The 23,796-nt window shown below is 63.2% G+C and carries 20 protein-coding genes and 1 pseudogene; 16 read left to right on the plus strand and 5 right to left on the minus strand.

Annotated features, from left to right (window positions below; all coding sequences use genetic code 11):
* Positions 1 to 41: 41 nt before the first annotated feature.
* The 11 genes from nuoC (at position 42) to nuoN (ending at position 14,017) form a co-directional block, all read left to right on the plus strand.
* Positions 42 to 1,823 (plus strand): NADH-quinone oxidoreductase subunit C/D, encoded by a 1,782-nt coding sequence (gene nuoC / locus HNE05_RS11250; protein ID WP_173207046.1) that lies wholly within the window; start codon positions 42 to 44, stop codon positions 1,821 to 1,823.
* 2 nt (positions 1,824 to 1,825) lie between these two features.
* Positions 1,826 to 2,320 carry an NADH-quinone oxidoreductase subunit NuoE gene (gene nuoE, locus HNE05_RS11255; protein ID WP_420826961.1) on the plus strand — a complete coding sequence of 165 codons (495 nt, stop codon included), beginning with the start codon at positions 1,826 to 1,828 and terminating at the stop codon, positions 2,318 to 2,320.
* Positions 2,321 to 2,334: 14 nt separating this feature from the next.
* A complete protein-coding gene (gene nuoF, locus HNE05_RS11260) occupies positions 2,335 to 3,684 on the plus strand; it encodes an NADH-quinone oxidoreductase subunit NuoF (protein WP_173207048.1) in 1,350 nt (449 codons plus the stop codon).
* Positions 3,685 to 3,779: 95 nt separating this feature from the next.
* Positions 3,780 to 6,488 (plus strand): NADH-quinone oxidoreductase subunit NuoG, encoded by a 2,709-nt coding sequence (gene nuoG / locus HNE05_RS11265; RefSeq protein ID WP_173207049.1) that lies wholly within the window; start codon positions 3,780 to 3,782, stop codon positions 6,486 to 6,488.
* Complete coding sequence (gene nuoH / locus HNE05_RS11270) at positions 6,485 to 7,477, plus strand: NADH-quinone oxidoreductase subunit NuoH (RefSeq protein ID WP_173207050.1); 993 nt, start codon at positions 6,485 to 6,487, stop codon at positions 7,475 to 7,477. Before nuoG ends, nuoH begins: the two co-directional genes overlap by 4 nt.
* A 13-nt stretch (positions 7,478 to 7,490) precedes the next feature.
* Positions 7,491 to 8,039: an NADH-quinone oxidoreductase subunit NuoI gene (gene nuoI / locus HNE05_RS11275; RefSeq protein WP_173207052.1), complete on the plus strand. Its 549-nt coding sequence runs from the start codon at positions 7,491 to 7,493 to the stop codon at positions 8,037 to 8,039.
* Positions 8,040 to 8,048: 9 nt separating this feature from the next.
* Positions 8,049 to 8,558: an NADH-quinone oxidoreductase subunit J gene (gene nuoJ / locus HNE05_RS11280; protein WP_173207054.1), complete on the plus strand. Its 510-nt coding sequence runs from the start codon at positions 8,049 to 8,051 to the stop codon at positions 8,556 to 8,558.
* Positions 8,555 to 8,863, plus strand: coding sequence for an NADH-quinone oxidoreductase subunit NuoK (nuoK, locus tag HNE05_RS11285; RefSeq protein ID WP_160080851.1), 309 nt, complete (start codon positions 8,555 to 8,557; stop codon positions 8,861 to 8,863). Before nuoJ ends, nuoK begins: the two co-directional genes overlap by 4 nt.
* The gene (nuoL, locus tag HNE05_RS11290) at positions 8,860 to 10,710 is read left to right on the plus strand and encodes an NADH-quinone oxidoreductase subunit L (protein ID WP_173207055.1); all 1,851 of its coding nucleotides are present in this window, start codon (positions 8,860 to 8,862) and stop codon (positions 10,708 to 10,710) included. The genes nuoK and nuoL overlap by 4 nt, the downstream gene beginning before the upstream one ends.
* A gap of 278 nt (positions 10,711 to 10,988) precedes the next feature.
* The gene (gene nuoM, locus HNE05_RS11295) at positions 10,989 to 12,518 is read left to right on the plus strand and encodes an NADH-quinone oxidoreductase subunit M (RefSeq protein ID WP_173207057.1); all 1,530 of its coding nucleotides are present in this window, start codon (positions 10,989 to 10,991) and stop codon (positions 12,516 to 12,518) included.
* Between the two features lie 23 nt (positions 12,519 to 12,541).
* Positions 12,542 to 14,017, plus strand: coding sequence for an NADH-quinone oxidoreductase subunit NuoN (nuoN, locus tag HNE05_RS11300; protein ID WP_173207059.1), 1,476 nt, complete (start codon positions 12,542 to 12,544; stop codon positions 14,015 to 14,017).
* Between the two features lie 423 nt (positions 14,018 to 14,440).
* Here nuoN and HNE05_RS11305 read toward each other — a convergent pair whose 3' ends face one another.
* On the minus strand, positions 14,441 to 15,760 hold the full coding sequence (locus HNE05_RS11305; RefSeq protein WP_173207061.1) for a Na+/H+ antiporter family protein: 1,320 nt from the start codon (positions 15,758 to 15,760) through the stop codon (positions 14,441 to 14,443).
* Positions 15,761 to 16,017: 257 nt separating this feature from the next.
* Between HNE05_RS11305 and HNE05_RS11310 the strand changes: the two genes are divergently transcribed.
* On the plus strand, positions 16,018 to 18,162 hold the full coding sequence (locus HNE05_RS11310) for a methyl-accepting chemotaxis protein (protein WP_173207064.1): 2,145 nt from the start codon (positions 16,018 to 16,020) through the stop codon (positions 18,160 to 18,162).
* 130 nt (positions 18,163 to 18,292) lie between these two features.
* Positions 18,293 to 18,889, plus strand: a pseudogene (locus tag HNE05_RS11315) (NADPH-dependent FMN reductase).
* Between the two features lie 42 nt (positions 18,890 to 18,931).
* Here the strand turns inward: HNE05_RS11315 and HNE05_RS11320 are convergent.
* The 4 genes from HNE05_RS11320 to HNE05_RS11335 are packed head-to-tail and all read right to left on the minus strand — an operon-like array spanning position 18,932 to position 21,553.
* A complete protein-coding gene (locus tag HNE05_RS11320) occupies positions 18,932 to 20,266 on the minus strand; it encodes an ATP-binding protein (RefSeq protein ID WP_173207066.1) in 1,335 nt (444 codons plus the stop codon).
* Positions 20,263 to 20,931 carry a response regulator transcription factor gene (locus tag HNE05_RS11325; protein WP_173207068.1) on the minus strand — a complete coding sequence of 223 codons (669 nt, stop codon included), beginning with the start codon at positions 20,929 to 20,931 and terminating at the stop codon, positions 20,263 to 20,265. The genes HNE05_RS11320 and HNE05_RS11325 overlap by 4 nt, the downstream gene beginning before the upstream one ends.
* Entirely contained in the window at positions 20,931 to 21,245 is a 315-nt protein-coding gene (locus HNE05_RS11330) for a PepSY domain-containing protein (RefSeq protein WP_173207069.1), read from the minus strand. Before HNE05_RS11330 ends, HNE05_RS11325 begins: the two co-directional genes overlap by 1 nt.
* Positions 21,245 to 21,553: a PepSY domain-containing protein gene (locus tag HNE05_RS11335; RefSeq protein WP_173207071.1), complete on the minus strand. Its 309-nt coding sequence runs from the start codon at positions 21,551 to 21,553 to the stop codon at positions 21,245 to 21,247. Before HNE05_RS11335 ends, HNE05_RS11330 begins: the two co-directional genes overlap by 1 nt.
* A 170-nt stretch (positions 21,554 to 21,723) precedes the next feature.
* On the opposite strand from HNE05_RS11335, the gene HNE05_RS11340 reads away from it, so the two are divergent.
* From HNE05_RS11340 to queD, 3 genes are all read left to right on the plus strand, one after another.
* Positions 21,724 to 22,803 carry a patatin-like phospholipase domain-containing protein gene (locus tag HNE05_RS11340; RefSeq protein WP_173207073.1) on the plus strand — a complete coding sequence of 360 codons (1,080 nt, stop codon included), beginning with the start codon at positions 21,724 to 21,726 and terminating at the stop codon, positions 22,801 to 22,803.
* Between the two features lie 33 nt (positions 22,804 to 22,836).
* Positions 22,837 to 23,205 carry a YfeK family protein gene (locus HNE05_RS11345; protein ID WP_240008750.1) on the plus strand — a complete coding sequence of 123 codons (369 nt, stop codon included), beginning with the start codon at positions 22,837 to 22,839 and terminating at the stop codon, positions 23,203 to 23,205.
* 81 nt (positions 23,206 to 23,286) lie between these two features.
* Entirely contained in the window at positions 23,287 to 23,643 is a 357-nt protein-coding gene (gene queD / locus HNE05_RS11350) for a 6-carboxytetrahydropterin synthase QueD (RefSeq protein ID WP_173207077.1), read from the plus strand.
* Positions 23,644 to 23,796 lie beyond the last annotated feature (153 nt).

The raw sequence follows: 23,796 nt of genomic DNA on the forward strand, positions 1-23,796 counted from the left end.
AGCCCGCCTACTGACGCCGTTGACCGATAGCGACCGAGACCATGACTGCAGACAGCGTTCTGTCCATACCGCCGTACAAGGCTGACGACCAAGATGTGGTCGTCGAACTGAATTCCCGTTTTGGCGCTGAGGCCTTTACCGTGCAGAGCACCCGCACCGGTATGCCGGTGCTGTGGGTGGCGCGCGACCGCCTGATCAACGTTCTGACCTTTCTGCGCAACCTGCCGCGCCCCTACGTCATGCTCTACGACCTGCATGGCGTCGATGAGCGCCTGCGCACCCAGCGACGTGGCCTGCCGGGCGCAGACTTCACGGTGTTCTACCACCTGATGTCGCTGGAGCGGAACAGCGACATCATGATCAAGGTCGCCTTGAAAGAAGGTGACCTCAATGTGCCCAGCGTCACCGGTATCTGGCCCAACGCCAACTGGTACGAACGCGAAGTCTGGGACCTCTACGGCATCACCTTCCAGGGCCACCCGCACCTGACCCGCATCATGATGCCGTCGACCTGGGAAGGTCACCCGCTGCGCAAGGACTACCCGGCGCGCGCCACCGAATTCGATCCGTTCAGCCTGACCCTGGCCAAGCAGCAGCTTGAAGAAGAGTCGGCGCGCTTCAAGCCGGAAGACTGGGGCATGAAGCGTGGCAGCGAGCACGAGGACTACATGTTCCTCAACCTCGGTCCCAACCACCCCTCTGCTCACGGGGCGTTCCGCATCATCCTGCAGCTCGATGGCGAAGAGATCGTCGACTGCGTGCCGGAAGTCGGCTACCACCACCGTGGTGCCGAGAAGATGGCCGAACGCCAGAGCTGGCACAGCTTCATTCCCTACACCGACCGCATCGACTACCTCGGCGGGGTGATGAACAACCTGCCGTACGTGCTAGCCGTGGAAAAGCTGGCCGGGATCACCGTGCCGCAAAAGGTCGACGTGATTCGCATCATGCTGGCCGAGTTCTTCCGCATCACCAGCCACCTGCTGTTCCTCGGTACCTATATCCAGGACGTCGGCGCGATGACCCCGGTGTTCTTCACCTTCACCGACCGCCAGCGCGCCTACAAGGTGATCGAAGCCATCACCGGCTTCCGCCTGCACCCGGCCTGGTACCGTATCGGTGGCGTCGCCCACGACCTGCCGCGCGGCTGGGATGGCCTGGTCAAGGAGTTCGTCGACTGGCTGCCCAAGCGCCTCGACGAATACGAAAAGGCGGCATTGAAGAACAGCATCCTGATCGGCCGGACCAAAGGCGTAGCCCAGTACAACACCAAGGAAGCCCTGGAATGGGGCACCACCGGAGCCGGCCTGCGTGCCACCGGCTGTGATTTCGACCTGCGCAAGGCCCGGCCGTATTCCGGCTACGAGAACTTCGAGTTCGAAGTACCGCTGGCCGCCAATGGCGATGCCTACGACCGCTGCCTGGTCCGCGTGGAAGAGATGCGCCAGAGCATCAAGATCATCGACCAGTGCCTGCGCAACATGCCGGAAGGCCCGTACAAGGCGGATCACCCGCTGACCACGCCGCCGCCGAAAGAGCGCACCCTGCAACACATCGAGACCCTGATCACTCACTTCCTGCAAGTCTCCTGGGGCCCGGTCATGCCGGCCAACGAGAGCTTCCAGATGATCGAAGCGACCAAGGGCATCAACAGCTACTACCTGACGAGCGACGGCAGCACCATGAGCTACCGCACCCGGATTCGCACCCCCAGCTTCCCACACCTGCAGCAGATCCCTTCGGTGATCCGCGGCAGCATGGTGGCGGACCTGATCGCGTACCTGGGCAGTATCGACTTCGTTATGGCCGACGTGGACCGCTGATTATGAACACGCTTATCCAGACTGATCGTTTCACTCTCAGCGAAACCGAGCGCTCGGCCATCGAGCACGAGATGCACCACTACGAAGACCCGCGCGCTGCCAGCATCGAAGCGCTGAAGATCGTGCAGAAAGAGCGCGGCTGGGTGCCGGACGGCGCAGCCGATGCGATTGGCGAAATCCTCGGCATCCCGGCCAGCGACGTCGAAGGTGTGGCCACCTTCTATAGTCAGATTTTCCGCCAGCCGGTTGGTCGCCACATCATTCGCGTGTGCGACAGCATGACCTGCTTTGTCGGCGGCCACGAAAACCTGCTCGGCAGTCTCAAGGACAAGCTGGGCATCGTGCCCGGTCAAACCACAGCCGACGGCCGCTTCACTCTGCTGCCGGTGTGCTGCCTGGGCAACTGCGACAAGGCCCCGGCGGTGATGATCGACGACGACACCTACGGCAACCTCGACGGCGACTCCGTCGCCGAGCTGCTGGAGGCGTATCAATGACTGGGCGCACCGCTATGAAAACGCTGACTTCCATCGGCCCGGCCAATACCATCGCCCGCAGCGAAGAAACCCATCCGCTGACCTGGCGCCTGCGTGACGACGCCCAGCCGGTATGGCTCGACGAGTACCAGGCGAAGAACGGCTACGCCGCCGCACGCAAGGCCCTGGGCGAAATGGCCCAGGCCGATATCGTGCAGACGGTCAAGGACTCCGGCCTCAAAGGCCGCGGCGGTGCGGGCTTTCCCACCGGCGTGAAGTGGGGCCTGATGCCGGCCGACGAATCCATGAACATCCGCTACTTGCTGTGCAACGCGGACGAGATGGAGCCGAACACCTGGAAAGACCGCATGCTCATGGAGCAGCTGCCGCACCTGCTGGTGGAAGGCATGCTGATCTCCGCGCGCGCGCTCAAGGCCTACCGCGGCTACATCTTCCTGCGCGGCGAGTACGTCGACGCGGCCACCAACCTCAATCGCGCCATCGAGGAAGCCAAGGCCGCCGGCCTGCTGGGCAAAAACATCCTCGGCAGCGGCTTCGACTTCGAGCTGTTCGTCCACACCGGTGCCGGCCGCTATATCTGCGGTGAAGAAACCGCACTGATCAACTCCCTCGAAGGTCGCCGCGCCAACCCGCGCTCCAAGCCGCCCTTCCCCGCCGCCGTCGGCGTGTGGGGCAAGCCGACCTGTGTGAACAACGTCGAGACCCTGTGCAACGTGCCGGCGATCGTCGCCAACGGCGTCGACTGGTACAAGACCCTGGCCCGTCCAGGCAGCGAAGACATGGGCACCAAGCTGATGGGCTTCTCCGGCAAGGTGAAGAACCCCGGCCTGTGGGAACTGCCTTTCGGCCTGCCCGCCCGTGAGCTGTTCGAGGACTACGCCGGCGGCATGCGCGACGGCTACAAACTCAAGTGCTGGCAGCCCGGCGGCGCCGGCACCGGCTTCCTGCTGCCCGAACACCTGGACGCCTCGATGTACGCCGCCGGCATCGCTAAGGTCGGCACCCGCATGGGTACCGGCCTGGCCCTGGCGGTGGACGACAGCGTCAACATGGTTTCCTTGCTGCGCAACATGGAAGAGTTCTTCGCCCGCGAGTCGTGCGGCTGGTGTACGCCGTGCCGCGATGGCCTGCCGTGGAGCGTGAAGATCCTCCGCGCCCTCGAGCGTGGCCAAGGCACCCAGCAGGACATCGACACCCTGCTCGGCCTGGTCAACTTCCTCGGCCCCGGCAAGACCTTCTGTGCTCACGCACCGGGTGCCGTCGAGCCATTGGGTAGCGCGATCAAGTATTTCCGTCCGGAGTTCGACGCTGGCGTAGCCAGCAACAGCGCCCCGGCAACGACGGGGCAATTCGTCCCCGCGTGAAGTTTTGCGTGACGGTGGCCACTCACCTGGCCCCGTGACACAGCGTGATTCCATTAGCCAAGCCCGCTTCGATGGGCAAAGAAGAAACCTGAACCATGGCCACTATCCACGTAGACGGCAAAGATTTCGAAGTCGACGGTGCGGACAACCTGCTGCAGGCCTGTCTGTCCCTCGGACTCGACATCCCCTACTTCTGCTGGCACCCGGCGCTCGGTAGCGTCGGGGCCTGCCGCCAGTGCGCGGTAAAGCAGTACAGCGACGAGAATGACAAGCGCGGCCGCATCGTCATGTCGTGCATGACGCCTGCCACCGACAACACCTGGATCTCCATCGACGATGAGGAATCCAAGGCGTTCCGCGCCAGCGTCGTCGAATGGCTGATGACTAACCACCCGCACGACTGCCCGGTCTGTGAGGAAGGCGGTCACTGCCACCTGCAAGACATGACGGTGATGACCGGCCACAACGAGCGCCGCTATCGCTTCACCAAGCGCACCCACCAGAACCAGCAGCTCGGCCCGTTCATCTCCCACGAGATGAACCGCTGCATCGCTTGCTACCGCTGCGTGCGCTACTACAAGGACTATGCCGGCGGCACCGACCTGGGCGTCTATGGCGCGCACGACAACGTGTACTTCGGCCGCGTCGAAGACGGCGTGCTGGAAAGCGAGTTCTCCGGCAACCTGGTCGAGGTCTGCCCGACCGGCGTGTTCACCGACAAGACCCACTCCGAGCGCTACAACCGCAAGTGGGACATGCAGTTCGCCCCAAGCATCTGCCATGGCTGCGCCAGCGGCTGCAACACCAGCCCGGGCGAGCGTTACGGCGAGATCCGCCGCATCGAGAACCGCTTCAACGGTGACGTGAACCAGTACTTCCTGTGTGACCGCGGCCGCTTCGGCTACGGCTACGTCAACCGCGACGACCGTCCGCGCCAGCCGCTGTTCGGTAGCGAGAAGCTCGGCCTGGATGCCGCCCTGGACAAGGCCGCCGAGCTGCTCAAGGGCAAGCGCGTGATCGGCATCGGTTCGCCGCGCGCCAGCCTGGAAGGCAACTTCGCCCTGCGCGAACTGGTCGGTGCCAGCAACTACTACAGCGGCATCGCCGCTGCCGAGTTGGACAACCTGCGCCTGATCCGCGACATCCTGCAGAACGGCCCGCTGCCGGTGCCGACCCTGCGCGAAGTGGAACACCACGACGCGGTGTTCGTCCTCGGTGAAGACCTGACCCAGACCGCCGCCCGCCTGGCCCTGGCCCTGCGCCAGTCGGTCAAGGGCAAGGCCACTGAAATCGCCGCCTCGATGAAGATCCAGGACTGGCACATGGCAGCCGTACAGAACGTCGCGCAAGACGCGCTGCACCCGCTGTTCATCGCCAGCGTCACCCCGACCCGCCTCGACGACATCGCCGAAGCCTGCGTGCATGCCGCCCCGGCCGACCTGGCCCGCATCGGCTTTGCCGTGGCCCACGCCATCGACCCGAGCGCCCCAGCCGTTAGCGGCCTGGACGACGAAGCCGCCGAGCTGGTGCAGCTGATCGCCGATGCGCTGCTTAACGCCAAGCGTCCGCTGATCGTTTCCGGCGCCTCGCTAGGTAGCAAGGAACTGATCGAAGCCGCAGCCAACATCGCCAGCGCGCTGAAGAATCGCGAGAAAAACGGCTCCATCAGCCTGGTGGTGCCGGAAGCCAACAGCATGGGCCTGGCCCTGTTTGGCGGCGAATCGCTGGACGTCGCGCTGGAGGCATTGACCGCCGGCCAGGCCGACGCCGTGATCGTGCTGGAAAACGACCTGTATCGCCGCGCCGATGCCGCCAAGGTCGACGCTGCCCTGGCTGCCGCCAAGGTGGTAATCGTTGCCGACCACCAGCAGACCGCCACCAGCGCCAAAGCCCATCTGGTACTGCCGGCTGCCAGCTTCGCCGAAGGCGACGGCACCCTGGTCAGCCTGGAAGGCCGCGCCCAGCGTTTCTTCCAGGTGTACGAGCCGAGCTACTACGACAGCAATATCCTGGTGCGTGAAGGCTGGCGCTGGCTGCATGCCCTGCACAACACAATGCAAGGCAAGGCCGTCGACTGGACCCAGCTGGACCAGGTCACCGCCGCCTGCGCCGCCAGCAGCAGCATCCTCGCCGGCATCACCGGTGCCGCACCGAGCGCGTCGTTCCGCATCAAGGGCCTCAAGCTGGCCCGCGAGCCACACCGCTACAGCGGCCGTACCGCCATGCGCGCCAACATCAGCGTGCACGAGCCGCGTCAGCCGCAGGATCAGGACTCGGCCTTCGCCTTCTCCATGGAAGGCTATTCGGGCAGCAAGGAAGACCGTCAGCAGATTCCGTTTGCCTGGTCGCCAGGCTGGAACTCGCCGCAGGCCTGGAACAAGTTCCAGGACGAAGTCGGCGGTCACCTGCGTGCCGGTGATCCCGGCGTACGCCTGATCGAAGCCAAGGGCGCCAGCTTGCCGTGGTTTGCCGTAAGCGCCGCGTTCAACCCGGCCCAGGGCACGCTGCAAGCCGTACCGCTGCATCACCTGTTCGGCAGCGAGGAAACCTCGTCGCGCGCCGCACCGATCCAGGAGCGCATCCCGCAGCCGTATGTGGCGCTGGCCAAGGCCGAAGCCGACCGTCTCGGTGTCAACCAAGGTGCCTGGCTCAGCCTGAGCGTTAACGGTCAGGCCCTGCGCCTGCCGCTGCAGATCAACGAAGACATGGCCATCGGCCTGGTCGGTCTGCCGGTCGGCTTGCCGGGTATCCCGGCGCTGGTTGCCGGCGCAGTGGTCACCACCATCCAGGAGGCCGCGCAATGAGCTGGTTCACTCCTGAGGTGATCGATGTACTGATCGCTGTGCTCAAGGCCATTGTTATCCTGCTGGTGGTGGTAATCAGTGGCGCGCTGCTGAGCTTCGTCGAACGCCGCCTGCTTGGCTGGTGGCAGGATCGCTATGGTCCGAACCGCGTCGGTCCGTTCGGCATGTTCCAGATCGTTGCCGACATGCTGAAGATGTTCTTCAAGGAAGACTGGACGCCGCCGTTCGCCGACAAGGCGATCTTCATCCTGGCGCCGATGATTGCCTTCGCCGCCATGCTGATGGCCTTCGCGATCATCCCGGTCACCCCGACCTGGGGCGTGGCGGATCTGAACATTGGCATTTTGTTCTTCTTCGCCATGGCCGGTCTGTCGGTGTATGCGGTGCTGTTCGCCGGCTGGTCGAGTAACAACAAGTTCGCCCTGCTCGGTGCCCTGCGCGCCTCGGCGCAGACGGTGTCCTACGAGGTGTTCCTGGCCCTGGCGCTGATGGGCATCGTCGCTCAGGTTGGCTCGTTCAACATGCGCGACATCGTCGATTACCAGGCCGAGAACCTGTGGTTCATCATTCCGCAGTTCTTCGGTTTCTGTACCTTCTTCATCGCCGGCGTTGCGGTGACTCACCGTCACCCGTTCGACCAGCCGGAAGCGGAGCAGGAGCTGGCCGACGGTTATCACATCGAATATGCCGGGATGAAATGGGGCATGTTCTTCGTCGGCGAATACATCGGCATCGTGACCATTTCGGCGCTGCTGGTGACCCTGTTCTTCGGTGGCTGGCACGGCCCGTTCGGCATCCTGCCGCAGATCCCGTTTATCTGGTTCGCCCTGAAAACCTGCTTCTTCATCATGATCTTCATCCTGCTGCGCGCCTCGATTCCGCGCCCACGGTATGACCAGGTCATGGCCTTCAGCTGGAAGTTCTGTCTGCCGCTGACCCTGATCAACCTGCTGGTGACCGGCGCAGTTGTGCTGGCTACGGCCCAGTAAGGAGTAATACGCGATGATCAAATACATCTGGGATGTGGTGCATGGCACCTGGACCCAACTGCGCAGCCTGGTGATGGTGTTCAGTCACGGCTTCCGCAAACGCGACACCCTGCAGTACCCGGAAGAAGCCGTGTACCTGCCGCCACGCTACCGTGGCCGCATCGTGCTGACCCGCGACCCCGACGGCGAAGAACGCTGCGTAGCCTGCAACCTGTGCGCCGTGGCCTGCCCGGTCGGTTGCATCTCGCTGCAGAAGGCCGAGACCCCGGACGGCCGCTGGTATCCGGATTTCTTCCGCATCAACTTCTCGCGCTGCATCTTCTGCGGCCTCTGTGAAGAGGCCTGCCCGACCACAGCGATCCAGCTCACCCCGGACTTCGAGATGGGCGAGTTCAAGCGCCAGGACCTGGTGTACGAAAAGGAAGACCTGCTGATCAGCGGCCCGGGCAAGAACCCGGACTACAACTTCTACCGCGTTGCCGGTATGGCCATCGCTGGCAAGCCGAAAGGCGCTGCGCAAAACGAAGCCGAACCGATCAACGTCAAAGGCCTGTTGCCCTAAGGAGAGGACATGGAATTCGCTTTCTACCTCGCTGCGGGCGTTGCCGTGGCGTCCACGTTTCGGGTCATCACCGCGAGCAATCCGGTGCACGCCCTGCTCTATCTGATTCTCTCGTTGCTGGCCGTGGCCATGACCTTCTTCGCCCTCGGTGCACCGTTTGCCGGCGCACTGGAGATCATCGTCTACGCCGGCGCGATCATGGTGCTGTTCGTCTTCGTGGTGATGATGCTCAACCTCGGCCCGGCTGCCGCCGAGCAGGAGAAGAAATGGCTGACGCCCGGCATCTGGACCGGCCCGGCGATTCTCTCCGCGATCCTCCTTGGCCAACTGCTGTATGTGCTGTTCCAGGCGCCGAGCGGTGCTTCCATCGGTCTGGTGACCGTGGATGCCAAGGCCGTCGGCATCGCCCTGTACGGCCCCTATCTGCTGGCCGTCGAGCTGGCCTCGATGCTGCTGCTCGCCGCCCTGGTCGCCGCCTACCACCTGGGCCGCCACGAAGCTAAGGATGCAACGCCATGAATGCAATTCCCATGGAGCACGGCCTGGCCCTGGCCGGCGTGCTGTTCAGCCTCGGCCTGATCGGCCTGATGGTGCGGCGCAACATCCTGTTCGTGCTGATGAGCCTGGAAGTGATGATGAACGCCACCGCCTTGGCCTTTGTGGTCGCCGGCAGCCGCTGGGTGCAGGCTGACGGGCAGATCATGTTCATTCTGGTGATCACCCTGGCAGCCGCCGAGGCCAGCATCGGCCTGGCGATCCTGCTGCAGCTGTATCGCCGCTTCCACACCCTCGATATCGACGCTGCCAGCGAGATGCGCGGATGAATCTTCTATTCCTGACTTGCCTGTTCCCCCTGCTCGGCTGGTTCCTCCTGGCCTTCTCCCGCGGCCGCTTCTCCGAGAACCTCTCCGCCCTGATCGGCGTCGGCTCGGTCGGCCTGTCGGCGCTCACCGCCGGCTGGGTAATCCTGCAGTTCAACCTCAACCCGCCTGAGGGTGGCGTATTCACCCAGGTGCTGTGGCAGTGGATGAATGTCGCCGGCTTCGCGCCGAGCTTCACCCTGTATCTGGACGGCCTGTCGCTGACCATGCTCGGCGTGGTCACCGGCGTCGGTTTCCTGATCCACCTGTTCGCCAGCTGGTACATGCGCGGTGAAGAGGGCTATTCGCGCTTCTTCGCCTACACCAACCTGTTCATCTTCAGCATGCTGCTGCTGGTGCTCGGCGATAACCTGCTGGTGCTGTACTTCGGCTGGGAAGGCGTGGGCCTGTGTTCCTACCTGCTGATCGGCTTCTACTTCAAGCACACGCCGAACGGCAACGCGGCGCTGAAGGCCTTTATCGTCACCCGTGTTGGCGACGTGTTCATGGCCATCGGCCTGTTCATCCTGTTCCTGCACCTCGGCACTCTGAATATCCAGGAGCTGATGGTGCTGGCGCCGCAGAAGTACGTGGCCGGTGACAGCTGGCTGTGGATCGCCACCCTGATGCTGCTCGGCGGCGCGGTCGGCAAATCCGCCCAGCTGCCGCTGCAGACCTGGCTGGCCGACGCCATGGCCGGCCCGACCCCGGTTTCCGCGCTGATCCACGCGGCGACCATGGTGACCGCCGGCGTCTACCTGATCGCGCGGACCCATGGCCTGTTCCTGCTGACTCCGGACATTCTGGAGCTGGTCGGCATCGTCGGCGGCGTGACCCTGGTGCTGGCCGGCTTCGCCGCCCTGGTGCAGACCGACATCAAGCGCATCCTCGCCTACTCGACCATGAGCCAGATCGGCTACATGTTCCTCGCCCTCGGCGTGCAGGCCTGGGACGCGGCGATTTTCCACCTGATGACCCACGCCTTCTTCAAGGCCCTGCTGTTCCTCGCTTCCGGTGCGGTGATCAACGCCTGCCACCACGAGCAGAACATTTTCAAGATGGGCGGACTGTGGAAGAAACTGCCGTTGGCCTACGCCAGCTTCATCGTCGGTGGCGCGGCCCTGGCCGCCCTGCCGCTGATTACTGCCGGTTTCTATTCCAAGGACGAGATCCTCTGGGAAGCCTTCGCCAGTGGTCACCAGTGGCTGCTGTACGCCGGCCTGACCGGGGCCTTCCTGACCTCGATCTACACCTTCCGCCTGATCTTCATCGCCTTCCACGGCGAGCAGCAGACTGAAGCCCATGCCGGTCATGGCGTCGCCCACTGGCTGCCGCTGAGTGTGCTGATCGTGCTGTCGACCTTTATCGGCGCGCTGATCAGCCCGCCGCTGGCCGGTGTGCTGCCGCAGAGCCTCGGCCATGCCGGTGGCGAGGCCAAGCACAGCCTGGAGATCGCTTCCGGCGCCATCGCCCTGGCCGGTATCGTGCTGGCCGCCCTGCTGTTCCTCGGCAAGCGCAGCTTCGCCACGGCGGTGGCGCAGAGCGGCCCGGGCCGTTTCCTGTCGGCCTGGTGGTTCGCCGCCTGGGGCTTCGACTGGCTCTACGACAAGCTGTTCGTGCGCCCCTACCTGCTGCTCTGCCGTCTGCTCGGGCGTGACCCGATCGATCGCAGCATCAGCCTGATCCCGCGTCTGGCCCGGGGCGGTAACGCCTTGCTGGCCCGCAGCGAGACCGGTCAGGTGCGCTGGTACGCCACGTCTATCGCCGGGGGCGCCGTACTGGTGCTCGGCCTGCTGCTGATTCTGAATTAAGGACAAAGAACCTGTCCGTTAATAAATCATGCTTGCGCCGGCGGCCATTTTTCCGCAGGGCAAGGCAAGAGGAGAGAAGTTTGGTACATCCAAATGAACGACGAGTAACGCAGTCCTGCGGAAAAATGGCCCCGTCCCTTCGGGTTGCGCCCAAAAACACGCCATGCGGCGTTGCAGGACTTGCCAAGGGAATGCCATTGGCTGCGTCCTGCGCCTTGCCTGGCGTGTTTTTGGGCAGCAACGCAACCATGATTTATTAACGGATAGGTTCTCTTGTCATGATTCTGCCCTGGCTAATCCTGATCCCCTTTATCGGCGGCCTGCTGTGCTGGCAGCTCGAGCGTTTCGGCAACACCCTGCCGCGCTGGATCGCCCTGCTGACCATGGGCCTGCTGTTCGGCCTGGGCCTGTGGCTGTGGGCCACCGGCGACTTCAGCCTGGCTCCCGCACCGGGCGCCGATCCGGTCTGGGCTGCCGAATTCCAGCTGCAGTGGATCGAACGACTCGGCATCAGCGTGCACCTGGCGCTGGACGGTCTGTCGGTGCTGATGATCAGCCTCACCGGCCTGCTCGGCGTACTGTCCGTGCTCTGCTCGTGGAACGAGATCCAGAACCGCGTCGGCTTCTTCCACCTCAACCTGATGTGGATCCTCGGCGGCGTGGTCGGCGTGTTCCTCGCCGTCGACCTGTTCCTGTTCTTCTTCTTCTGGGAAATGATGCTGGTGCCGATGTTCTTCCTCATCGCGCTCTGGGGTCACAGCGGCAGCGACGGCAAGACGCGGATCTACGCCGCCACCAAATTCTTCATCTTCACCCAGGCCAGCGGCCTGGTGATGCTGGTGGCGATCCTCGGCCTGGTATTCGTGCATTTCGACCAGACCGGCGTCCTCACCTTCAACTACGCCGATCTGCTGAAGACCAAGATGGCCGCCGGCACCGAGTACATCCTGATGCTCGGCTTCTTCATCGCCTTCGCGGTGAAGTTCCCGGTGGTGCCGTTCCACTCCTGGCTGCCGGACGCCCACGCCCAGGCACCGACCGCCGGTTCCGTGGACCTGGCCGGTATCCTGCTGAAAACCGCCGCCTACGGCTTGATGCGCTTTGCCCTGCCGCTGTTCCCCAATGCCTCGGCCGAGTTCGCGCCGATCGCCCAGTGGCTCGGCGTGTTCGCCATCATCTACGGCGCCCTGCTGTCGTTCGCCCAGACCGACATCAAGCGCCTAGTGGCCTTCTCCAGCGTGTCGCACATGGGTTTTGTGCTGATTGCCATCTACTCCGCCAGTGAGATCGCCCTGCAGGGCGCGGTGGTGCAGATGATGGCCCACGGCCTGTCCGCCGCGGCGCTGTTCATACTCTGCGGCCAGCTCTACGAGCGTGTGCACACCCGTGACATGCGCGAGATGGGCGGGATCTGGGCACGCATGCCCTGGCTGCCAGCAGTGAGCCTGTTCTTTGCCGCCGCCGCACTGGGCCTGCCGGGCACCGGCAACTTCGTCGGCGAGTTCCTGATCCTGGTCGGCAGCTTCCAGAGCGCGCCGTGGGTCACCGTGTTGGCCGCCACCGGCCTGGTCTTCGGCTCGGTTTACTCGCTGATCATGATTCACCGCGCCTACTTCGGCCCGGCCAAGGCGGACACCGCCCTGCCTGGCTTGAAACCGCGCGAACTGAGCATGGTGCTGGGCCTAGCCGTGCTGCTGATCCTGCTGGGCGTCTACCCGCAACCGGTGCTCGACACCTCGGCCGCCAGCATGCAAGGCGTGCAGCAGTGGCTGGGTAGCGCTCTCAATCAACCTGTTTTGGCCCGGTAAGCTGCTCAATGGAAAGTCATGCTATGCAACTGACGACTCAACATTTCATCGCGCTGCTGCCGCTGCTGATCACCAGTGCCACCGCGGTGCTGGTGATGCTGGCAATCGCCTGGAAACGCAACCATGCGATGACCTTCGGCCTCTCGGTGCTGGGCCTCAACCTGGCCTTGCTGTCGCTGATCCCGGCCCTGGGCGTGACGCCCATCGAGGTCACCCCACTGCTGCTGGTAGACAAGTTCGCCTGCTACTACATGGCCCTGGTGCTGGCTTCGACTTTGGCCTGCGTGACGCTGATCCACGCCTACCTGGGTGGCGAATCGGGCAAGGGCTATCCGGGCAATCGCGAAGAGCTGTATCTGCTGATGCTGTTGTCCGCCGCTGGCGGCCTGGTACTGGTCAGCGCGCAGCACCTGGCTGGCCTGTTCATCGGCCTGGAACTGCTGTCGGTGCCGACCTACGGCATGATCGCTTACGCCTTCTTCAACAAGCGCTCGCTGGAAGCCGGCATCAAGTACATGGTGCTGTCGGCCGCCGGTTCGGCCTTCCTGCTGTTCGGCATGGCCCTGCTCTACGCCGAATCTGGCAGCCTGAGCTTCGCCGGTATCGGCGCCAAGCTGGCTGCTGACGGCCTGCCGAGCATGCTGGCGCAGATCGGCCTTGGCATGATGCTGATCGGTCTGGCCTTCAAGCTGTCGCTGGTGCCCTTCCACCTGTGGACCCCGGACGTCTACGAAGGCGCGCCGGCGCCGGTGGCCGCCTTCCTGGCCACCGCCAGCAAGGTGGCGGTGTTTGCCGTGTTGCTGCGCCTGTATCAGATCTCGCCGGTGACCGCTGGCGGCTGGCTGAGCGAGCTGCTGACGGTCATCGCCATCGCCTCGATCCTCTTCGGTAACCTGCTGGCCCTGCTGCAGAACAACCTCAAGCGTCTGCTCGGTTATTCCTCCATCGCCCACTTCGGCTACCTGCTGGTGGCGCTGATCGCCAGCAAGGGCCTGGCCGTGGAAGCGGTCGGCGTGTACCTGGCCACCTACGTGCTGACCAGCCTCGGTGCGTTCGGCGTGATCACCCTGATGTCGACACCCTACAGCGGCCGCGATGCCGATGCCCTGTACGAGTACCGCGGCCTGTTCTGGCGGCGCCCGTACCTAACTGCCGTGCTGACCGTGATGATGCTGTCGCTGGCCGGCATCCCGCTGACCGCCGGCTTTATCGGCAAGTTCTACGTGGTCGCCGCCGGTGTGCAATCGCAGCAATGGTGGCTGCTCGGCGCCCTGGTGCTGGGTAGCGCGATTGGCGTGTTCTACTACCTGCGCGTCATGGTCACCCTGTTCATGGTCGAGCCCAACCTGCGTCGCCACGATGCGGAGCTGCACTGGGCACAACGTGCCGGCGGCATGATGCTGCTGTTCGTCGCCCTGCTCGCCTTCTTCCTCGGCGTCTACCCGCAGCCGCTGCTGGAGCTGGTGCAACAGGCCGGTCTGGTGGCCATCGCCCAGTGAGGCGTTAGTCGCAACGAAGAACCCGGCCAAGGCCGTAATGCTGTTCAGTTAAGAGAAACGCCGCCTTCCTCCCGGAGCGCGGCGTTTTTCTTTGCGGCAAATGCAGCAAGTAGCCCGGATGAAATCCGGGGGAATGTCGGCTCCCGGATTTCATCCGGGCTACAAAAGCCCCCCAGACGAAAGCCTGGAATGAGAATCGTGAGGCCGATTTCGCGCAGCCAGCCCGACCAGGCTGTGCGAGGCCTCTGCGCAGCCCATGCGTTCTAGACTCAAGACGATCTGCTGCACGGTTGACCTCCTCGACCAGCACACGCTGCTCTTTAGTCAAATGCAAAACGGGGCTGCCGACTGATCGGCAACCCCGTCGATAGCCGATGCGCCCCGTCGGTCAGCACCGTCTAGCCAGCAATGATTTCTCTGCCGTTACAGCACCATCGCCGCCGTCCAACCGAAGACCAGCAGCGGCAGGTTGTAGTGCAGGAAGGTCGGCACCACGCTGTCCCAGATGTGGTTGTGCTGGCCGTCGACGTTGAGGCCGGAAGTTGGCCCGAGCGTCGAGTCGGAAGCCGGCGAGCCGGCATCACCGAGCGCACCGGCGGTGCCGATGATGCTGACGATGGCCAGCGGGCTGAAGCCCAGCTGCACGCCCAGCGGCACGAAGATCGCCGCGATGATCGGTACGGTGGAGAAGGACGAGCCGATACCCATGGTCACCAGCAGGCCAACCAGCAACATCAGCAGTGCGCCGATGGCCTTGCTGTTGCCGATCCAGGCTGTCGAGGCATCGACCAGGGTCTTCACATCGCCCGTGGTGTTGATCACCTCGGCGAAACCCTGGGCGGCAATCATGATGAAGCCGATCATGGCCATCATCTTCATGCCTTCGGTAAACAGGTCGTCCGCTTCCTTCCAGCGCACCACGCCGGACACCGAGAAAATCACGAAGCCGACCAGGGCGCCGACAATCATCGAGTCCAGCCACAGCTGCACGAAAAAGGCCGCAGCCACGGCCACTGCGGCTACCAGCAGGCTCAGCGGGTTGTACACCGCGCGCACCTGCTCGGCCTGCTCGATCTTCGCCAGGTCGTAAACGCGCTTCTTGCGGTAGCTGAAAAATACCGCGATCAACAGCCCCACCAGCATGCCGATGGCCGGAATCAGCATGGCCTCAGAGACATTGAGGCCTGCTACGTCCACGCCACCTTTGGCCACGTTGGCCAGCAGGATGTCATTGAGGAAGATGCCGCCGAAACCCACCGGCAGGAACATGTAAGGAGTGATCAGGCCGAAAGTGATCACGCAGGCGATCAGGCGGCGGTCGATCTGCAACTTGGTCAGTACATACAGCAGCGGCGGAACCAGCAGCGGGATGAAGGCAATGTGGATCGGCAGGATGTTCTGCGATGACACCGCCACGCCAAGCAACAAGGCAATCAACAGCCATTTGACAGTGCCGGTGCCCTTCGCCTCATTGCGCCCGACCAGAGCTAAGGCCTTGTCAGCCAGTGCATGAGCCAGACCGGACTTGGCAATCGCCACCGCGAACGCACCCAGCAAGGCATAAGACAGCGCTACCGTGGCGCCTCCGCCCAGACCCTTGTTGAAAGCCGCCAGCGAGCCCTCTATACCCAGCCCACCCACCAGGCCACCGGCCAGGGCCCCAACGATCAGGGCCACCACCACATGCACGCGGCATAGGCTGAGGACCAGCATGATGCCCACTGCGGCAACCACTGCGTTCATGACTCACTCCCATCAGGACAAGAAAGACCGAGCACCAGAGCCCGAGAAAAAAGCGCAGCACTCTGCCCGATCGGTCAGCTTCTGTCAAAACTAAAGTTGTGCAGGATACTGAGCAAACTGTGCATAATTCTTGCCTTGGGTTTCAGCTGCTCCACCTAAATGCTCATGTAGCTCTCTATTTCGCCAGCGCAAGCATCAAGTCTGCTCTGCGCGCACCGATATAGGGCTTGTAGTCTGAACTGATAAGGACCCTGCCGATGCAGTCCCGTAGTCTGTCCATCCAGTGGAAAATCACCCTCCTCGCCGGCCTCTGCCTGCTGGCCATCGTCACGCTGCTGGTCGGTGCCTCGCTGTACCAATCCAAGCAAGGCGCCGAGCTGGTCAAAGCCTCCAGCTCTAGCATGCTCGAAGAGTCCGCCCGCCTGCGCATGGCCGCCCGCGGCGAGCTACAGGGCATCCGCATTCAGCGCTACTTCATGGATGCCTACCAGTACGGCAAAGGGTTCTCGCGCCAGGTACTGTTCCTCAAGGACCAGGCGGAAAAGCGCTTTCTCGATGCCTTCGACCTGCGTGAAGACCTGACCCGCCAGGTACGCACCGCCCTGGATGCCAATCCCAACCTGATCGGCCTCTATGTGGTCTTCGAAAGCAACGGCCTCGATGGCAAGGACGAACTCTTTGCTGGCCAGGCAGAACTGGGCAGCAACGACAGCGGCCGCTTCTCCCTGTACTGGTCGCAAAGCACGCCGGGCCAGCTGGAGTCCGAGGCAATGGACGAGGCACAGCTCAACGACACCACTGCCGGCGCCAGCGGCACGGCCTACAACGCCTGGTACACCTGCCCACGCGACACCCGCAAGGCCTGCGTGCTCGACCCTTATTACGACGACATCAACGGCAAGCAGGTGCTGATGACCAGCATCGCCTTCCCCCTGATCCAGAACGACAAGGTCATTGGCGTGATGGGGGTCGACATCAGCCTGGAAAGCCTGCAAGACCTCAGTGGCAAAGCCAGCCAGGAGTTGTATGACGGCCAGGGCGAAGTCAGCATCCTCAGTCCGGGTGGCCTGCTGGCCGGGCATAGCCCCAATGCGAGCGTATTGGGCAAGCCCGCAGAAACTGCCTATCCGGAGGAAGGCAGCGAACTGACGGCGCTGGTAGGCAGCGGCCAATCGCAGTTCATCGAGCACGACAGCATGCTGCGCGTGCTCGAGCCGCTGCTACCGATTCCGGAGTCCAAGCCCTGGGCCGTGCTGCTCGAAGTGCCGCTGACGACCCTGCTCGGCCCAGCCCAGCAACTGGAAGACCAGCTTGACCAGCAACGTACCCGTGACACCGCCCTGACCCTGGTGCTGGCCCTGGTCGCCATCCTCCTCGGCCTACTGCTGATGTGGCTGACTGCCCGTGGCGTAACCCGGCCGATCCTCGACGTGGCCGCCATGCTGCAGAACATCGCCAGCGGCGAAGGCGACCTGACCCGTCGCCTGGAATACGCCAAGGCCGACGAGTTGGGCACCCTGGCCGGCTGGTTCAACCGCTTCCTCGACAAGCTGCAACCGGTGATCGCTGACGTCAAACGCAGTGTGCAGGATGCCCGCCAGACCGCCGACCAATCCGCAGCCATCGCCAGCCAGACCAGCGCCGGCATGCAGCAGCAGTTCCGCGAAGTCGACCAGGTGGCCACCGCTTCCCAGGAAATGAGCGCCACCGCCCATGACATGGCCAACAACGCCGCCCAGGCTGCCGATGCGGCACGCGGCGCCGATGCGGCGACCCGCGAAGGCCTGGCGGTGATCGACCGTACCACGCTGTCGATCGAACAACTGGCCGCCGAGCTGAGTGCCGCCATGCAGGAGGTCGAAGGCCTCGCCAGCAGCAGCGAGAAGATCGGCTCGGTACTGGAAGTGATCCGCGCCATCGCCGAGCAAACCAACCTGCTCGCGCTCAACGCCGCCATCGAAGCCGCCCGCGCCGGCGAGGCGGGTCGTGGCTTCGCGGTGGTCGCCGACGAAGTACGCAATCTGGCCAAGCGCACCCAGGACTCGGTGGAAGAAATCCGCCAGGTCATCGAGGGGCTGCAGAGCGGCACCCGCGAAGTGGTCAGCACCATGCACAGTAGCCACAAGCAGGCCCAGGGCAGCGTCGAGCAGGTCGAACAGGCGGTGACCGCTCTGCGCAGCATCGGCGAAGCAGTCACCGTGATCAACGACATGAACCTGCAGATCGCCAGTGCTGCAGAGGAACAGAGCGCGGTGGCCGAAGAGGTCAATCGCAACGTGGCCAACATCCGTGATGTCACCGAAACGCTCTCTGGCCAAGCCGAGGAATCGGCACAGGTCAGCCAGTCGCTGAACAGCCTGGCCAACCACCAACAGGGCCTGATGGACCAGTTCCGCGTCTGATGCGCCATGCCTGGCACTGTCAAGGTGCCAGGCTGACGCGTTCCGTCGGTGCGCCTGGCGTCATCCCCCTTGCCCCGTCCCAGAGCGCTCGCTAGCCTCTGCGCCCTGTCCTCCCTGATGAGAGTTGCGCATGTTGAATATCGTCCTGGTCGCCGGCTCCAGCCGTCGCGACAGTCAATCCGCCAAGGTTGCCCGCTTTCTCCAGCAACGCCTGATCGACCTGGATCTGGCCAGTGCATCCAGCGTCAGCGTGATCGACCTGGGCGAACAGCCCCTGCCACTCTGGCCGAGTGATGATCAAGGCCCCTGGGACGCTTATCAGCGGCAACTGCTGGCGGCTGACGCGCTGGTGGTGATCGCTCCGGAGTGGAACGGCATGGCGGCGCCGGCGATCAAGAACTTCTTCCTCTACGCCAGCAAGTTCGAGCTGGCGCACAAACCGGCTCTGCTGGTCGGTGTGTCCTCGGGTATCGGTGGTGCCTATCCAATCAGCGAGCTGCGCGCTTCCGGCTACAAGAACTGCCGCCTGGGTTAGCTGCCCGAGCACCTGATCGTGCGTCAGGTGGAAGCCGTGCTGAACGCTGGCCCGGCGGCCAACGAAGATGATCTGCGCATCCGCAAGCGCATCGACTACGCCCTGGATATCCTCGGCAAATACGCCGTGGCCCTGAAGCCGGTGCGCGAATCGATCGATCTGAACATTGCCGCATTCGCCAACGGCATGTAATCCAGCCCGATAATGAACAAGCCCGGCAAATGCCGGGCTTTTTTATCCGCCTGACTTAGACAAGCCGCGCGCGGGTAGATGAATCGCCACGCGCAAGCCGCCGAGGGCACTGTCGTGCAGGGCAATGCTGCCGCCCCAGGCCTCGACGATATCGCGCACTATGCCCAGCCCCAGGCCATGGCCACTCACCTGCTCATCGAGACGCACGCCTCGTTCGAGCACATCGCGGCGCAGCGCTTCGGCGATTCCGGGGCCGTCGTCCTCGATATCCAGCCTATAACCACCGGCATCACTGGCAACGCGCAATTCGACCCTTGCCTGCGCCCACTTGCAGGCGTTGTCCAGCAGATTGCCGAGCAGTTCGAGCATGTCTTCGCGATCCCAGGGCAGACGCAGCCCCGGCGGCGCCTGCCAATCCAGCTGCAGGCCCTGCGGGTGAATCATCTGCAACGTGCTCAGCAGCCCCGGCAACTCCTGCGCACAATCGAAATGTGCACCGGGTAATACGTCGCCAGCCAGGCGAGCCCGCCCCAACTCGCGCGCCAGGCGCTGTTCGATCTGCGTCAACTGTTCACGCAAGCCACTCTGCAGCTCTGGCTGCTTCTGCAGCTCTGCACGACTGCTCAGGCTGACCAGCACCGCCAATGGGGTTTTCAAGGCATGGCCAAGATTGCCCAGGGCATTGCGCGAGCGCCGCAGCGTGTCTTCGGTATGGGCCAGCAGGTGGTTGACCTGGGTCACCAGGGGCGCAAGCTCGACCGGTACGCTGGCATCCAGCTCGCTGCGCTGGCCATTCTGCAGCTGGACGATCTGCTGGCGCACCTGCTCCAGCGGGCGCAACGCCGAGCGCACGGTGTAACGTTGCGCCAACAGAATCAGCAGCAAAGCGCCGCCGCCAAGGCCCAGGCCGAACCACTCGATACGCCGAAAGCTCTGAAGGATTGGGGTGTAGTCCTGGGCCACGACAATCGTGAAGCGCTCGCCGTAGCGCTGGTAGTCCCCGCGCCAGACCAGTAGTTGCTGCCCGTGTGGCCCATCGCCCAGCGCCGCCTGCAAACCGGCGCTCGGCACCTGGGGTAACTGGCGATCCCACAAGGAGCGCGAGCGCCAACTCTGCTCGGCAAAGTCGATGCGAAAGTACAATCCGGAGAAAGGCCGTTGATAGGCCGAGGTCAGCCGCCGTTCATCCAGCTGCACACCCTGCGGGCCACGCACGATGGCAATCAGCAGGGCTTCGGCTTCATCGCGCAGGCCGCTCTCCAGATAGCTGCGCAAGCTGTGATCGAACAGCCAGAGGCTGGCTTGGGCCAGCAGTAGCCCCACCAGCAGCAACGCCCCGGCCAGGCCGAGGCTAAGACGACGCTGAATCGACTTCACCCGCTCACTCCGCTGAAGCGGTAACCCTGGCCACGGCGAGTCTCGATCACCTCTCGCCCGAGCTTGCCGCGCAGGCGGTTGACATGCACTTCGAGGACATTGGAGTCGCGCTCGGTCTCGCCATCGTAGAGGTGCTCAGCCAGATGGCTTTTCGACAGGAGCTGCCCCGGATGCAGCATGAAGTAACGCAACAGGCGGAACTCGGCGGCCGTCAGCTCGATCTCCTGGCCATTGCGCGTTACGCATTGGCGGCCCTCATCCAGTTGCAGCCCAGCAGCCTCCAGTTGCGGCTGGTTGGCCAGGCCATGGGCCCGACGCAGCAGCGCCTGGATACGTAGGGCCAGTTCTTCCGGATGAAACGGCTTGGTCAGGTAATCATCGGCACCGGCCTTGAGGCCGTCGATGCGTTCGGCCCAGGAGCCACGCGCAGTCAGAATCAGCACCGGGGTGGCAAGGCCACCGGCGCGCCATTCGCGCAGCACCTCAAGCCCGGGTTTACCCGGCAGCCCAAGATCCAGAATGATCAGGTCATATGGTTCACTGGCGCCTTGGTAAACGGCGTCACGGCCATCGGCCAGCCAGTCCACCGCATAACCTTGGCGGCCCAAGCCGGCGATCAGTTCATCGGCCAGTGGCACATGGTCTTCAACCAGCAGCAGGCGCATCAGTCCTCCACCTCGTCCTTAAGAATGCGCCCATCACGGGCATCCAGTTCCAGCTCGCGCACCGTGCCGTCAGTGTTCAGCAGCTCGACCTCATAGACCAGCACATCGTCCTCCTCCTCCAGCTCGGCCTCCAGCAAACGTGACCCCGGATAGCGATCCAGGGCCGTTTGCACCAGTTGCTCAAGAGAAAGAATGACGCCTTTCTGGTGCAGGCGCAGCGCATCGTCGTGCCCCAGATCGCGAGCCTGAGCCTCAAGGGCCAGTACCGCGAGAACCATGGCGACGATGCCGCTATAACGTGCCACGAACTTCATTAGTCATCCCGATGATCTTGCAGGACCTGGCCGGTGGTGGCGTCCAGCTCCAGATCCCACTGCTGGCTCTGTGCATCACGCAACTCGACCTGATAGATATAGCGACCGTGCTCATGCTCCAGCTCGGTGTCTTCCACCGTCGCGCCCGGATGCTTGGCGATGGCTGCCGCAATGAGCTTTTCGAAGGACTGAATGGTACCTGCATCACGCAGTTTGAGCGCCTCATCCGGTCCCAGATCACGGGCCTGAGCCAGGCCAGCGGAGGTGACAAGAGCAACGGTGGTAAACAGGGCGGTCAGTGTCTTCATGGTGATTCTCCTTGATTAGCGGTATGTGCTTGCTACAAGAGCCAAGATACCCAAGGCGACTTAACTCAAACTGAATCGGCTGGAAGATGGCTGCATCATTCACCCGCTGAACCTGCTTGGCCTGGCGACCCAGGCCACTATAATCGCTCGCTTGTCCGTTGGAGACCCGTATGAGCGCCATCCATATCAAGTCACCCGCCCTCAGTTTACGTGCCGGCAAGCGGGCCCTGGCGCGTATCCGTGAGCGTGGCCTGCAACCCGCCGATGTCGCCATTCTGCCTGGCGCCGCTGGCGGGCCGAAAGGTCTGGGGATTCAGGGGCTAGATCTGGCTCTGTTTGGCGACTGGCTGCCACGTGCTCCGCGTGAACGCACACTGATCGGCGCCTCGATTGGCTCCTGGCGCTTCGCCAGCGCCTGCCTGCCTGACGCCAGCGCCGGCATTCGTCGCCTCGGCGAGCTGTACACCAGCCAGCGCTTCGCCAAAGGTGTGAGCATGGCCGAGGTCTCGCGCAGTTGCGTCAGGCTGCTCGACGAGCTGCTCGATGGGCAAGATGCTGCGGTATTGAACAACCCGCTCTACCGCCTGAACATTGTCGTGGTGAAGAGCCACGGCCTGCTGCGCCATGACCACAGGGGCAAACTCAGCCTGGGATTGTCTTCGGTGATTGGCAACAATCTGCTCGCCCGCCAACGTTTGGCCCGCCATTTCGACCGGGTCATTCTCCACGATGCCCGCCAGGCACCACCGCTGGCCAAACTTGAGGACTTTCGCTCGCACTTCCATGCCCTCGACAGCAGCAACCTGCGCCAGGCACTACTGGCATCCGGCTCAATTCCCATGGTGATGGAAGCCATTCGCGAAATTCCAGGGCTGGAGCCGGGCGCCTACCGTGACGGCGGCCTGCTCGACTATCACCTCGACCTGCCTTATGCCGGAGACGGCGTGGTGCTCTATCCGCACTTCACCGACAAAGTTGTGCCAGGCTGGTTCGACAAGGGACTACCCTGGCGCCGCGGTGACACGCAGCGCCTGCAGGATGTGCTGCTGCTCTCCCCCTCGCGCGACTACCTGGCCAGCCTGCCTCACGGCAAGCTGCCGGATCGTAGCGACTTCAAACGCTACCTGGGCAATGACCTCGGTCGCGAGCGTTACTGGCGCCAGGCGATGGCCGAAAGCGAACGCCTCGGTGACGAATTTCTCGAACTGGCCGATAGCGGTCGCCTCGCCGATCATCTACAACCGCTCTAACGCGCAGCAGCGCTTCGCAAAGGAATGCCCCGCATGAAATATCTCAGAAACATTGCACTTGCTAGCAGTTGCCTGCTTGTTCTCGGCAATGCCGAGGCCGCCCTGAACGCGCAGGGCCAACAGGAAGTCGCCGAGCTACTTGGCTTTGTCGAGAGCAGTGGCTGCACCTTCATTCGCAACGGCAACGAACACGCCCCCGCCGATGCTCGTGTCCATCTGCAGAAGAAACTCGACTATCTGAATGACAAAGGCCTGGTCGACTCCGCGGAAGACTTCATTGCTCGCGCGGCAACCGAAAGCAGCTTCAGCGGCACTCCCTATCAGGTCGATTGTCAGGGCAAGAAACAGCCTTCGGCCGACTGGCTGAACAGTGAGCTGCAGCGTTTGCGCGCCAAGCACTGAGGCGACTCTACTGGGTAAGCTGTTAAACTATTAGGCAGCTTTGGCCGCCCCTCGCGGCCACCCCGCATAGAGCATCAAAGATTGGAACTGTTCAAAGAATTCATTTTCGAGTCCGCCCACCGCCTTCCGCACGTGCCTGAAGGTCACAAATGCGGTCGCCTGCATGGTCATTCATTCCGTGCGGCCATCTACATCGAGGGTGAGGTAGACCCTTACACCGGCTGGATTCGCGACTTCTCCGAAATCAAGGCGATCTTCAAGCCGATCTACGATCTGCTCGATCACAACTACCTGAACGACATCCCTGGGCTGGAGAACCCTACCAGCGAAAACCTCGCCAAGTGGATCTGGCAACAACTCAAGCCAGTTCTGCCAGAGCTCTCGCGCATCTGTATCAAGGAAACCTGTACCAGCGGCTGCGAATACCGCGGCGACTGATCGGTCCTGCGAAGAGAAAAGCCACCTTAGGGTGGCTTTTTTATGTCTTCAGTTCTGTGCTTACAAGAGCTCGCACCCTGGGTAGCCATCGCGGTACAAGGCAAGAGACGGCGCCTGCTCGGCCTCTAAAAAAGCCACGCTCAGCGCCCAGAA

It is taken from the genome of Pseudomonas campi, assembly GCF_013200955.2.
Taxonomy (GTDB): domain Bacteria; phylum Pseudomonadota; class Gammaproteobacteria; order Pseudomonadales; family Pseudomonadaceae; genus Aquipseudomonas; species Aquipseudomonas campi.

What these genes read in the sequence shown, in the direction of transcription:
- HNE05_RS11330 (WP_173207069.1), bottom strand. Translation starts at nt 21,245, where the DNA reads ATGAAGTTCGTGGCACGTTATAGCGGCATCGTCGCCATGGTTCTCGCG.
- nuoH (WP_173207050.1), top strand. Translation starts at nt 6,485, where the DNA reads ATGAGCTGGTTCACTCCTGAGGTGATCGATGTACTGATCGCTGTGCTC.
- HNE05_RS11325 (WP_173207068.1), bottom strand. Translation starts at nt 20,931, where the DNA reads ATGCGCCTGCTGCTGGTTGAAGACCATGTGCCACTGGCCGATGAACTG.
- nuoM (WP_173207057.1), top strand. Translation starts at nt 10,989, where the DNA reads ATGATTCTGCCCTGGCTAATCCTGATCCCCTTTATCGGCGGCCTGCTG.
- HNE05_RS11335 (WP_173207071.1), bottom strand. Translation starts at nt 21,553, where the DNA reads ATGAAGACACTGACCGCCCTGTTTACCACCGTTGCTCTTGTCACCTCC.
- HNE05_RS11305 (WP_173207061.1), bottom strand. Translation starts at nt 15,760, where the DNA reads ATGAACGCAGTGGTTGCCGCAGTGGGCATCATGCTGGTCCTCAGCCTA.
- HNE05_RS11310 (WP_173207064.1), top strand. Translation starts at nt 16,018, where the DNA reads ATGCAGTCCCGTAGTCTGTCCATCCAGTGGAAAATCACCCTCCTCGCC.
- nuoK (WP_160080851.1), top strand. Translation starts at nt 8,555, where the DNA reads ATGAATGCAATTCCCATGGAGCACGGCCTGGCCCTGGCCGGCGTGCTG.
- nuoN (WP_173207059.1), top strand. Translation starts at nt 12,542, where the DNA reads ATGCAACTGACGACTCAACATTTCATCGCGCTGCTGCCGCTGCTGATC.
- nuoJ (WP_173207054.1), top strand. Translation starts at nt 8,049, where the DNA reads ATGGAATTCGCTTTCTACCTCGCTGCGGGCGTTGCCGTGGCGTCCACG.
- nuoC (WP_173207046.1), top strand. Translation starts at nt 42, where the DNA reads ATGACTGCAGACAGCGTTCTGTCCATACCGCCGTACAAGGCTGACGAC.
- nuoE (WP_420826961.1), top strand. Translation starts at nt 1,826, where the DNA reads ATGAACACGCTTATCCAGACTGATCGTTTCACTCTCAGCGAAACCGAG.
- nuoL (WP_173207055.1), top strand. Translation starts at nt 8,860, where the DNA reads ATGAATCTTCTATTCCTGACTTGCCTGTTCCCCCTGCTCGGCTGGTTC.
- HNE05_RS11340 (WP_173207073.1), top strand. Translation starts at nt 21,724, where the DNA reads ATGAGCGCCATCCATATCAAGTCACCCGCCCTCAGTTTACGTGCCGGC.
- nuoF (WP_173207048.1), top strand. Translation starts at nt 2,335, where the DNA reads ATGAAAACGCTGACTTCCATCGGCCCGGCCAATACCATCGCCCGCAGC.
- nuoG (WP_173207049.1), top strand. Translation starts at nt 3,780, where the DNA reads ATGGCCACTATCCACGTAGACGGCAAAGATTTCGAAGTCGACGGTGCG.
- nuoI (WP_173207052.1), top strand. Translation starts at nt 7,491, where the DNA reads ATGATCAAATACATCTGGGATGTGGTGCATGGCACCTGGACCCAACTG.
- HNE05_RS11345 (WP_240008750.1), top strand. Translation starts at nt 22,837, where the DNA reads ATGAAATATCTCAGAAACATTGCACTTGCTAGCAGTTGCCTGCTTGTT.